Origin of the sequence: Aerosakkonema funiforme FACHB-1375 (genome assembly GCF_014696265.1) — a bacterium.
Taxonomy (GTDB): domain Bacteria; phylum Cyanobacteriota; class Cyanobacteriia; order Cyanobacteriales; family Aerosakkonemataceae; genus Aerosakkonema; species Aerosakkonema funiforme_A.
In genome coordinates, this window is the sequence record NZ_JACJPW010000186.1 from 1 (window position 1) to 10,550 (window position 10,550).

Genomic DNA, 10,550 nt, shown 5'->3' on the forward strand with positions numbered 1-10,550 from the left:
TGTCAATTTTTACAATACATTTGTACTATCCGTGGGTAGCGATCGCACTCCTGCAAGTGCCTTAACAAAAGTTCATACAGTGTCGATTACTTTTGTCCGACTACTTAGAAAAAATCCTATTAACGTAATGCCAAATGGAATAATATTTACACATCGGCATCACGAATATTGGTTAGTGGTAAGTGGATAATCTGGTCGATACCAAGTTGCTTTCAAATATAGTAGGTTGGTTGGAGATAACGAAACCCAAAAAGTTTTCTGGTGTTGGGTTGAGCAACAGCGAAACCAAACCTACAATCTACTTTAATATGAGAGAGGACTGAGTTAAATTACACTCAGTCCTCATCATTCATGCTTCAGTTTTAAGTTTAGCTGAGAGTTATCTTCTCGCGGGTTGAGCGGGTGGTTTTGGCTTTGTATTTTCTACGCTAATGCCAAGTACCCACACAGTTACAAGTACAACACCGAGTACTTGCAGGAGAGTTAACTTTTCATTGATGATCAACAAAGCTAAGACCACAGTTAAAGCAGGGCCACTCGCACCCACAACGGAGGCAAGGGCAGGCCCAATCATGGGTACGCCTATGTTATTGAGTAGGTAGCCGACTAACGAAGTAACTGTTAAAACTAAGGCTGCTATCCACAGAGTAGGCCACATTTTGGGATCGACCTTGTATGCTAACGTTGGCACAAAACTGCCAAATGGCAGCACAAAGGCGGACAAGAACAATATGGTTGTGAAGTTGACGACACTAAAGGGGATGGGGTGCATTTTACTGACTTTGATCAAAATCACGTAAATTGCAAAAGCGATCCCGGATACGATCGCTGTGATTGCTCCTAGTGTATAGTTACCTTTAGCCCCTGCGGTCAGGTTAGGAATGGTCAAAAAGCCGCCGATGTAAATTGAGACGGTTGCCAAGATGAGAAGGAAAGTCGGTTTATCCTTAAAGATTAGCCAAGCTAACAGAATGGTAACCGTGGGATAGATAAAGAAAATTGTGGTAGCAACACCAGCAGGTATATTGCCTAAAGCAATGTAAATGAAAAATTGAGATAGGAACAGAAAGAAGCCACTGCCTATTACGCTCAAAAGTCTGCCCCGCTGTTCCCGATTGCCCAATTGTTTGATATCGCGCCACGTATTGCTATAACGCCACGGCGCTACGATAAAAGCCATTATCGGTGCGACAAACAGCATTCGCATCGCCAAAATTAACAGGGAATTTCCCGGACTGGCAGAAATAAATCCTCCCAGTTCAGATAGACCAAATATCGTTTGCTTTCTCAAAATTACTCTGACAATAACGTTTTGCAACGAAAACATCAGAGAAGAAATCAGAATTAGGGTCACCCCTGTGACAAAATTGCTGGGCTGAGTTGGTGCAGCTGTAGGTGCGGTGGCAGGCTGTACGGCTGGCCTTGCGCTCGGTTGTTCCATTGGCCCGATTGCTTTGGGCTGGGTGTTTTGCTGTAGCTGGAACTTAATGCGACTGACCAGTGCCTCTAAAATTGCTTCTCCTTGCTGTTCGAGGCTGTGCATCCGACCCAGCTGCTGGGATAGAGCGCTTTGATAGCTGCTGATATCCTGTTGCAGGGTTTTTAAGGTGGTGCTGAGGGTGGAATCTAGGGATGAAAGCAGGCGGTAGGCATTATCGTTGTAGCTGCTGGGAAGCTGGCCAGAACCGGTCCCCGACGAGATAATTTGCTGCCGCAATTGCTCTTGCAGATGGCTGGCGAGTACTTCGGCAAGTTGCTGTACCTGCTGCTGAGATTGCAAGTCCCGATATTGGGATTGCAGGTTTTTGATGTCGGTGGACAGGCTGTTTTTCTGCGACTGTAGTTCATTAACCTCCTGATACAGCTGGGAGATCAAACTTTCTTTGAGATTTTGCAGCTGCTCGGTCAGGTCGTTCAGCGCGTCCTGTGCTGCCTGCGGGTTCTTTCCACCCTGAGCTTCTGTTTGGTTGTCCAGTTGCCCCATTAGAGTCTATCCTCTTGTCAATTGGCTATCAAATAACGTGGATTGCTACTTGCTTTTTTATGGGTATTCCTAAGTATTTTGTCAAATGCAGCCCCAAATTGTAATTAAATAACCTTAAGTATTTAAATAATTTTTTACGAATTTATGAGGAATATGTTTACATGACGCTTTTGAGATATATTATCTTTCTCCTTCCTAGCACAACAGCGTGGAAGTTTTTCCGGTACTTTCTGGTACTTATAGATTTACAATTTTGCGATCGCTTATTTGCCGTTAGAGGTTTAAATAATTGCTTTCACCTCAAGAACACTTTACGAAATTAGATGCTATTTTCCAACGTTATGCTGCTGCTTTAGCATCTGAAGTCTGCGATTTACAAAAATCGGACGAAACCCAATCGCGGCAACCGCAAGACCGATTTACCCCTGCCGCTTACTATAACTGAGGTAGAAGCAAACGAGCAATAGCAAAGATTGTAGCGCCCAGACTGGCAGTAATGGGAATGGTGATTACCCATGCCCCCGCAATGCTTCGTAATGTGGTAATACGGATCGATCGCCAGTTTTGTACCAAACCGATGCCAATGACGCCGCCGACGAGGGCGTGAGAAGTGGAGACGGGCAAACCGAGTCGGGAAGCGAGCAAAACGGTGGTGGCGGTTGCCAGTTCCGCGCAAAAACCGCCACTGGGTTGGAGGGGAATGATGTTTTCTCCGACTGTGGTAATCACGTTTTTACCCAAAACGGCTAATCCGGCGACGATTCCCAAACCGCCGAGTACCAAAATCCAGAGGGGTATGCTGAAGTCGCCCAAGGGAACGGAACCTGTGCGGCGGATGTAGGAGATCGCAGCTAAGGGAGCGATCGCATTCCCGACATCGTTGGAACCGTGAGCAAAGGCGACAAAGCAAGCGCTGAGGACTTGAAATCGTCCCAGTTGCCGTTCAATGGGATTTTGGATTTTGCGCGAAGTGGGCGTCTTGGACGCCATGTCCTCTACTTGGGGAGACCCCAAGATCGGAATGGCTCCGCTTCCCGTCACGATGCCCACCTTCGCAAGAGAGGATTTTGGATTTTGGATTGGAGAATTCTCCCCCGCTCCCCCGCTCTCCAACTGTCGCCAACTCACCAAGGAGAGGCTAACGGCTGCGATCGCTCCTATTACCAGCGTGATATCGTGGGCGGGGAGATTTACTCCGCAGCGGTTTGTCAGAAATGCGTGTACTGGTTGAGTGAGGGTTGGTAGCACAATGACGCCAAACACGCTCAACAATGCTGCACTCAACCAAGGTATCCACTCGCGCAGTTGTTCTATGGGATGGGGGCGATCGAGTATCCAGCGCTTGACAATACTATAAAAAAGTGATGCTATGCTGCCGCTGATAACTGGGGTTAAGACCCAACCAATGGTGATGGTGCCAATTGATGACCACTCTACCGAATTGATACCGGCAGCAATCCAACTGAAACCGGCGATCGCACCCACAGTCGCATGAGATGACGAAACTGGCAACCCCAAACTGGTAGCAATTTGCAGCCACAAACCGCAGGATATCAGTACAGATACCATTCCGATTAACAAAGTCTGTGGCGTTGAAGCGAATGTAGCTGGGTTGACAATTTCCGTTGCGAGAGTTTCGGATACCTCACCGCCAAATAGTACCGCACCCGTAAATTCCAAGATCCCAGCGATGATCAGCGCTTGCGCCAGGGTGATAGCTTTGGAGCCCACAGAAGTTCCCATTGAATTGGCAACATCGTTTGCTCCCAAGTTCCAGGCGAGGTAGAAGGCGAGTAAGGCGACAAAAACTATCATGTCGAATCAAGTTTAGCCTTGGATAATTCAGGACAGCCCTCAAGGAAACCCGGTTTGGTGTCCCAGAGTGTGTAATTACTCCAATTTTTACCGAGTTGCTTGCATAAAATTCATCTAAACTTTACAAAAATCTTTTGATTGCAGGTTACAGTCTTCATAGATTGTGATTTATTATACTTATAACATGAGAAAAAAAAAATGATTAGCCTTCGGAATGTTAAAACTTTACTCGGAACCGCTGCTGCTGCTGCCTGCCTTTTCTCTGTGACCGGACAACAAGCGAACGCAGCGACGCTTAGCCCAAACTGGTCTTACACAATAGATTCGTTCAATGATGGAGCAGACTTATATAAAGTTGGCAGCAAAAGCTCTTACGAGCTTTATGGGATGGCGATGAAGGAAGAAAACGGCAAGGTTTTCGTAGCCATCAACGCTAACCTCGCTTTGACTGGACAAGCTGAACCGACCCATCCGGAAGTTCAAGATGGCAATGTTGGCTGGGGCGATTTGTTTTTCAATTTTTCAGGTTTGAGTTTCAAAGATGCTAGCGCTCAGGAAAAGTTGTTCGGTATTCGCTTTGCTGGAACTAATGATTCTGGTGCTGCAACAACAGGTCTTTATAGTGGTGTCAAAGCCAAGAGCGTAGGGTTTGAAAACTATTCCTATTCACGCTTCTCTAAGTATCAAAATTGGGTTGAAAACACAGCTACTGATTCCAACGGTCAGCATGGAAAAGTAGGTTTTGGAGATTTAACTGCGGCGGAAGCAAAGGATTACTTGACCAAGAAAAATGGTGTAGTTGAAGATACCTCTTATAGTATCCAAAACGTGATTGCTACAGGCAATAAGGTTGGTGATATCCAGGCTCTGAGTGCAGGAGAACTTGCTTCCCTCAATTTTGCACAATACAGCGCTACTGGCAGCCAAACTTTTGGGTTTAAATTCGATCGCAGCTTATTGCCAAGTGGTGATGCTTTAATCAGCCTTTTGGAAGAGTGCATCAATGATGGGATTGCTGTTAAAGTGACTTTGGCAGACAACGAACCACCCACTTCCATACCAGAACCGTCAGCTGTTGCTAGTTTGACTTTATTGGGTTTGGGTTTATTTGGTACTCAAATGCGTCGTCGTGCTTATCCAACTGTCAAAGTTGCCAAGTGAGCTTCTTTGCGATATTGAAAATTCTAAATCAGGGTTTACTCTATAGTCCACTTTGGTGGACTATAGTTTTTTTGAGACGATGGTAACCAATTTTTTCAGAACGGGTATCTGATGGGCTGTTCTTGTTGACTCATATGATGGACAGCAAATTCCCCCTAATAAAAATGCGTGAAACTATTGATTTTACAGGGTTGCAATTATGGGCTATTGCGAGGATATGATATCAGATATTGATTGACGGCTATTTTCTGTCTTTAAAAGAATAAAGCCCGCGCAGGCGGGCTTTGTTTGTGTCGGCGCGACTATAATCGTCCGCAAGCTACAAATTGGGTATCAACCTACCAGTTGGAGAAGTTGCAACAGGTTCATCGCCAGCAATATTTGCTACGGCGGCGGGAATTTCTGCTGGCGATTTAGTTTTCGCTTTGTTGAAATCGGTGATGAGTTTTTCCATCATTTCTGGGCGTCGATCGTACAATCGTTTTAGTTGCCGAGGTTCGCATTGGTTCATGGCGTAGGCGGTGATGATGGGTACGGCGATGGTACTATCGGTGTAACAAACAATTGTACTGGGCAATTCTTCGGGATCGACTTTACCCCAGCTGACTGCTTCGCTAGGCGTTGCACCGGATAAACCGCCTGTATCGGGACGCGCATCGGTCACTTGCACAAAGTAATCGTGACCCCGTTCTTCCAATCCCAATACTTCGTGCAGTTGCGGTTGTGTTTGCAACAGGAAGTTTTTCGGACTACCACCGCCGATAATTACTGCTGCACTTTTGCCTTCTACTTGATTTGTACCGGATTCGCGGGCGCAATATGCGATCGCAGCTGTTTCGTTAACATCCAGTGCTGGATCTAATACTAACTGAGAACCTTCTAATGCGATCGCCGCTACATTCATGCCGATCGAGCTATCTCCCGGAGAAGATGTATAGATGGGCACTCCGCATTCGTAAGCTGTCGCCAACAGGGAGGAATGTTTTACCCCCAGTTGCTTTTCTACTTCCCGCACATACTTACCCAACAGGTAATGAAATTCTGCTGTTCCCATTCGCTTCTGAAATTCTTCCGCTTGCAGAACTTTGCGGATGAAAGCATCGGTTTCCAGCAGCACATCATAGCCAAAGGTAATATCGTAAATGCGAATTGTACCTTCTTCCCGCAGCTTGATATCATCAAGAAACGGACTGCTAGCGAACAGTTCAAAACCCAAGCCGAAGTGAATATCGTGGTAAAGATTAGCACCAGTGCTAATCATCCAGTCAATAAAGCCGTTGCGAATTAGGGGTGCTAAAGCTGCTACCCCCATTCCGGCGGGTGTCATCGCACCGGAGAGACTGACTCCCACCGTTACGCCTTCTTGGAAAACTTCGCGACTGAGTAGGTGACAGATTTCGCGCAACCGAGCGGAGTTGTAGGCGGTAAAATAATTATCGATTAAATCGACCACGCCAATTTCTTTGGGCATGGGGGCGGGTGCGATTTTGCGACCAGACTTTTTTGACATTTTTGCACTCCTAAAAGAAGGGGTTAGGGATTAGGGACTAGGGGCTAGGGGAAGAGAGAAAGTAGGGGCTAGGGAACAGTTTTTAGGAATGAGTAAAAAAATACTCGTCGATAAGTTGATTTAACTCGCGCTTGAGTATAAAAGACTTGTCGATGAGTTTTCTTCCCTTAGTTCATAACCCCTATTTCTTTCATCACCTTCAAGTAGCATTCGTATGCTGCTTTGCTAAAACAAACAAAGGTTACTTGTTCGATTGAGGTATTTCGCTGCCAAAATTTCCTAACTTCGGTGACAGCTATTTTAGTTGCGCGTTCGAGGGGAAATCCATACACACCAGTGCTGATAGCTGGGAAGGCAATAGTGCGGATGTTGTTTTTTTCTGCCAGTTCCAGACAGCGACGATAACAACTCGCTAATAACTCATCCTCCTTATAATTGCCACCTTGCCAAATAGGGCCTACTGTATGGATTACCCATTTGGCGGGTAGTTTGTAACCCTTGGTGATTTTAGCATCGCCTGTTTCGCAACCATTCAATTTTTTACATTCTTCATACAATTCCGATCCGGCGGCGCGGTGAATTGCCCCATCTACGCCACCACCACCCAGTAAGGAGTTATTGGCGGCGTTGACGATCGCATCCACCTGTTGTATGGTAATATCGCCTTCGATAACTGCGATTCGGTTTTGTTCCATTTTTGATTCTCAGAGTTTTTGACTTTGCGTGTTTTGTGGTTTTCGGTGCATTGTCTGAATTGCATTATCAAACTCAATCCAAACCTCCTGAGAAAAGCGGCTGAAGCTATAACCGCCAGCACGAAAAACTTTGTAATGATCTAACCAAACCACTAATAGGGTAGCATTGAAAAACAGGCGATGTAGCAGATCTGTGCAATATAATTGCCAAGTTGAGCGGCGATATCGTATTTTTCCTAACTGCTCGGACTGGAAATAAATGTGTTGGTTTTCATCTCGTAAAATTTGTTGACAAAGCTGTTTTAAAACTGCCGATCGCGTGGCATCTGCCAATGCCTTATAATAAACTAAAGCCATTAATTCTGCTGTTAACAAAACTGCGATCGCAAATTCTAAGTTGGCCAATTTTCGCAATTTGCGAAATATTGTATCTGTCCAGTGACGCTGTGCTAGAGGAATTTCCTGCTGTTTCATAAATCGAGCCAAATCAGCGGCGTGTCGTTGTTCCTCCGCAATAAAAAGTTTTAAGGTTTCCACATAAACACTATCTCCAGATATAGCAGCGTAGGCACGGGCGGCTTTTAATAGATTAGTACCTTCGGAACTTTCACCTAATTGAAAGCTGCGGATAGAGTTAGAGATATTTGTTTTCTCTATGTCGCTGAGTCGATAGGAAGCTTCCCAAGGAATGGGTAGCAGATTTTCACGATTGAAACGAAAGTATTCTAACCATTCTGTTGATGTTTTGCTAAAATTATGCTTGTCTGTTGCAGGCATTTCCTCTATAAGACTGTTGTCAAATAATTTATGGCTAATTAAGTCCTGTGCTTTCTGCCCAAATTTTGTAGTGGTCTTCATTGCGTTTTTGTCTCCAGTTTTGGCAGTTTCGTATTACTACTACGTGAAAATCTGCCTTTCCCGATTGGTTGGAACAGAAATAAAATCTCCGCAACAGAAAGCGGGCGACCCACTACTGAAGAGGGGTCATAGATGCCCAAAAAACGCCATAAAGCTGAAAAAAACAGAAAAATAGTGTAAAATAAATTTTCTCAGTCTAGAAGAGATTGGACTTGGCCAAGATTGCTGCTTAATTTAAGCAATTCTCAACTATGCCCAAGAAACCCCGCTCGCTCAAAATAGGTGAAGGTAAACCATCTCAGCAATATCCCGAAGAAAATTGGCACTCTTTTCGGGAAATTTTGCGGCGGTTGCACGCTGAAGGTATTTATATTCATTCGGAACAACTAGCTGAATTCTTTCTAGCGCACGGACTACCTGTAGATTTGTCCTACGTCCCGCAGCGTTTGAAAGAAAAAGCTATTGACATCAATAATAATTACCGAGGCGATATGGCGCGTAGTGAAGAAGTGGACGATGGCACTGTTTGGGATTTTATATAGCTCAGATGAGATAATCTATCTTATCTATAGTGAATCTATAGTGAAGTTAGCAGGGTAAAGTTCTGTAAGGCAATTTTGTTGTTTCAAGCTGAATGAAAAATACTACCAATCTCGATCGAAACGAAATCCCAGAAGCCAGTAACTCGGAGGAAGACATATCGCTGACATCCGAACAGTACCAGCGTAAGATGCAGCGACGTAAGGAAGTGCAAGAACAGCGGCTGGCTGAGAGAACAATAGAAAAGGGTTTAATAATTGTTCACACTGGCAATGGCAAGGGGAAAACTACTGCTGCTTTGGGGATGGTGCTGCGATCGCTCGGTCACGGTTACCGCGTGGCGATCGTACAATTTATTAAAGGAGCCTGGGAACCAGCCGAAAAAGCTGCCTTCAGTCGCTGGGCCGACCTGCTAGAATTTTACGCGATGGGAGAAGGCTTCACTTGGGAAACTCAAGATAGAGAGCGAGATATTCAGAAAGCTCACCAAGCGTGGGAAACGTCGTTAACTTTTATCCGCAATCCTGAATATAAACTGGTGCTTCTCGATGAAGTCAATGTCGCCTTGAAGCTGGGATACTTGACAGTGGAGAAAGTTCTAGCCGGACTGGAACAAAAGCCAGAGCAAACTCATGTTATCCTAACTGGCAGAGGCGCACCGCGAGCTTTAATCGATCGAGCCGACTTAGTGACAGAAATGACACTCATCAAGCATCCGTTTCGCGAACAAGGTGTAAAAGCTCAACCGGGTATCGAATATTAATTTTGGATTTTGGATTTTGGATTTTAGATTTAATCCAAAATCCAAAATCTAAAATCTAAAATTTATTGATAGTTCGCCTTACACATACTCAAAATGCGTTGGTCGTTTTCGCTAACGCTGGTAATCTGGTGATAGTCTTGCAGTTTTACCGTTAAGGGAAAAGTGACAGCATCAAATCTGTTGCTGGGAGAAGTGCTTCCGACAGCTACAGGTTGAAACTCTTGTCCCTCATCCGGAGTTTCCTGAGCGATTTCTGCATCGGGAGAAGCTAAACTCACTTTCAGCTGCTGTGCTTGCAGGGTGCCTCGAAAACAACTAAACTCGGAGCTGGGCATATAGAAAGCGCCGATCGCTTGCCCATCCCTTACCTCAAACACCATATATTCCTGGCCGATCTGTTCTGGCTGCGAAGACTTACCATACAAGTAAACTCCATCAGCTAACTGTTTGAACGATCCAGTTCCCCTCGTGCTGGCAGTATACTCCTCAGATGGAGATACTGACTTAGCCTCCACAAATTGGTGTTCTCCTGGTGTGACAGTCACTTCGGAAGGGTTGGCCAGTACGGCGCTGGCGTTACCGTTGGCAAGGCTGGCCATCAGCATTAACCCAGCCAGTGGGACTCGCAAATACTTTTGCTGGTGACGCGATTGTAAAAAAGAATGTTTCATAAAATTTAACACTGTAGCTACCCCTGATGAATTGCAATTAAAACGGAAATATGTTTTAATTCAGACTTGTCCAAAGCTTTAGAAAGTGCAGTTCCCTCAACTAAAACTTTTTCCTTATTCCCAAACAAAGCTTTGGTAAACTCGGATGCAAAAACTTTCTCTTGCTTCCCGAAACTGGCTATGTTGCCAAATATAAATTTTGCCCGCTTTAGCTTTGCAGGCGCAGTTATTATAGACAAACTCCAAAACTCCTCACAATAACAGTCTAACTCTTGACTGTTAGGTAGATTCACTGTCAGCAGTAATATTTTCCAATTCTTGTAACAAATCTTTACAAAAGCGATAAAGGGGCTAGGGGTTAGGGGTTAGGGCTTAAGGGTTAGGGGTTAGGGAAGAGGGGAAGAGGGGAAAAGGGGGAAAAGGGGAAAAGGGGGAAAAGGGGAAGAGGGGAAGAGGGGAAAAGGGGAAAAGGGGAAAAGGGGAAAAGGGGGAAAGGGAAAAGGAAATAGGGAACAAATTTATTCTCCCACTCCCCCACTCCCCCACTCCCCCC

At 45.2% G+C, this 10,550-nt stretch carries 12 protein-coding genes; 5 read left to right on the forward strand and 7 right to left on the reverse strand.

The features are described 5' to 3' along the window. Window positions 1–190 (forward strand): hypothetical protein (locus H6G03_RS37620; RefSeq protein ID WP_206756673.1); only part of this gene is annotated, 190 nt, incomplete at its 5' end. A gap of 189 nt (window positions 191–379) precedes the next feature. Here H6G03_RS37620 and H6G03_RS35760 read toward each other — a convergent pair. After that, a complete protein-coding gene (locus tag H6G03_RS35760; RefSeq protein ID WP_190475440.1) occupies window positions 380–1,984 on the reverse strand; it encodes a DMT family transporter in 1,605 nt (534 codons plus the stop codon). 289 nt (window positions 1,985–2,273) lie between these two features. Between H6G03_RS35760 and H6G03_RS35765 the strand changes: the two genes are divergently transcribed. Continuing rightward, window positions 2,274–2,429, forward strand: coding sequence for a hypothetical protein (locus H6G03_RS35765; protein ID WP_190475442.1), 156 nt, complete (start codon window positions 2,274–2,276; stop codon window positions 2,427–2,429). On the opposite strand, the gene H6G03_RS35770 is transcribed toward H6G03_RS35765, so the two are convergent. Next, entirely contained in the window at window positions 2,420–3,799 is a 1,380-nt protein-coding gene (locus H6G03_RS35770; RefSeq protein ID WP_190475444.1) for an inorganic phosphate transporter, read from the reverse strand. The genes H6G03_RS35765 and H6G03_RS35770 overlap by 10 nt on opposite strands. Before the next feature lie 198 nt (window positions 3,800–3,997). Between H6G03_RS35770 and H6G03_RS35775 the strand changes: the two genes are divergently transcribed. After that, window positions 3,998–4,960, forward strand: a complete 963-nt coding sequence (locus H6G03_RS35775) for an XDD3 family exosortase-dependent surface protein (RefSeq protein WP_199315647.1) — start codon at window positions 3,998–4,000, stop codon at window positions 4,958–4,960. A gap of 319 nt (window positions 4,961–5,279) precedes the next feature. On the opposite strand, the gene H6G03_RS35780 is transcribed toward H6G03_RS35775, so the two are convergent. The 3 genes from H6G03_RS35780 to H6G03_RS35790 form a co-directional block, all read right to left on the reverse strand. After that, complete coding sequence (locus H6G03_RS35780; RefSeq protein WP_190475446.1) at window positions 5,280–6,470, reverse strand: homospermidine biosynthesis protein; 1,191 nt, start codon at window positions 6,468–6,470, stop codon at window positions 5,280–5,282. A 167-nt stretch (window positions 6,471–6,637) separates the two neighbouring features. Beyond that, on the reverse strand, window positions 6,638–7,165 hold the full coding sequence (locus H6G03_RS35785) for an O-acetyl-ADP-ribose deacetylase (RefSeq protein ID WP_190475448.1): 528 nt from the start codon (window positions 7,163–7,165) through the stop codon (window positions 6,638–6,640). Between the two features lie 9 nt (window positions 7,166–7,174). Further along, complete coding sequence (locus tag H6G03_RS35790) at window positions 7,175–8,023, reverse strand: ferritin-like domain-containing protein (RefSeq protein ID WP_190475450.1); 849 nt, start codon at window positions 8,021–8,023, stop codon at window positions 7,175–7,177. A 251-nt stretch (window positions 8,024–8,274) separates the two neighbouring features. Between H6G03_RS35790 and H6G03_RS35795 the strand changes: the two genes are divergently transcribed. Together H6G03_RS35795 and cobO are read left to right on the forward strand one after the other, a co-directional pair. After that, window positions 8,275–8,565, forward strand: coding sequence for a hypothetical protein (locus H6G03_RS35795; RefSeq protein WP_190475453.1), 291 nt, complete (start codon window positions 8,275–8,277; stop codon window positions 8,563–8,565). A 92-nt stretch (window positions 8,566–8,657) separates the two neighbouring features. Beyond that, entirely contained in the window at window positions 8,658–9,326 is a 669-nt protein-coding gene (gene cobO, locus H6G03_RS35800) for a cob(I)yrinic acid a,c-diamide adenosyltransferase (RefSeq protein ID WP_190475454.1), read from the forward strand. Window positions 9,327–9,388: 62 nt separating this feature from the next. Here cobO and H6G03_RS35805 read toward each other — a convergent pair whose 3' ends face one another. Together H6G03_RS35805 and H6G03_RS35810 are read right to left on the reverse strand one after the other, a co-directional pair. Next, a complete protein-coding gene (locus tag H6G03_RS35805) occupies window positions 9,389–9,997 on the reverse strand; it encodes a hypothetical protein (protein ID WP_190475456.1) in 609 nt (202 codons plus the stop codon). A gap of 17 nt (window positions 9,998–10,014) precedes the next feature. Further along, entirely contained in the window at window positions 10,015–10,236 is a 222-nt protein-coding gene (locus tag H6G03_RS35810; RefSeq protein WP_190475458.1) for a hypothetical protein, read from the reverse strand. Between the last annotated feature and the right edge of the window lie 314 nt (window positions 10,237–10,550).

Bases quoted from the DNA above. Each gene is read 5' to 3' on its own strand.
- H6G03_RS35770 (WP_190475444.1), bottom strand. From the start codon at position 3,799: ATGATAGTTTTTGTCGCCTTACTCGCCTTCTACCTCGCCTGGAACTTG.
- H6G03_RS35790 (WP_190475450.1), bottom strand. From the start codon at position 8,023: ATGAAGACCACTACAAAATTTGGGCAGAAAGCACAGGACTTAATTAGC.
- H6G03_RS35760 (WP_190475440.1), bottom strand. From the start codon at position 1,984: ATGGGGCAACTGGACAACCAAACAGAAGCTCAGGGTGGAAAGAACCCG.
- H6G03_RS35780 (WP_190475446.1), bottom strand. From the start codon at position 6,470: ATGTCAAAAAAGTCTGGTCGCAAAATCGCACCCGCCCCCATGCCCAAA.
- H6G03_RS35775 (WP_199315647.1), top strand. From the start codon at position 3,998: ATGATTAGCCTTCGGAATGTTAAAACTTTACTCGGAACCGCTGCTGCT.
- H6G03_RS35795 (WP_190475453.1), top strand. From the start codon at position 8,275: ATGCCCAAGAAACCCCGCTCGCTCAAAATAGGTGAAGGTAAACCATCT.
- H6G03_RS35785 (WP_190475448.1), bottom strand. From the start codon at position 7,165: ATGGAACAAAACCGAATCGCAGTTATCGAAGGCGATATTACCATACAA.
- H6G03_RS35805 (WP_190475456.1), bottom strand. From the start codon at position 9,997: ATGAAACATTCTTTTTTACAATCGCGTCACCAGCAAAAGTATTTGCGA.
- cobO (WP_190475454.1), top strand. From the start codon at position 8,658: ATGAAAAATACTACCAATCTCGATCGAAACGAAATCCCAGAAGCCAGT.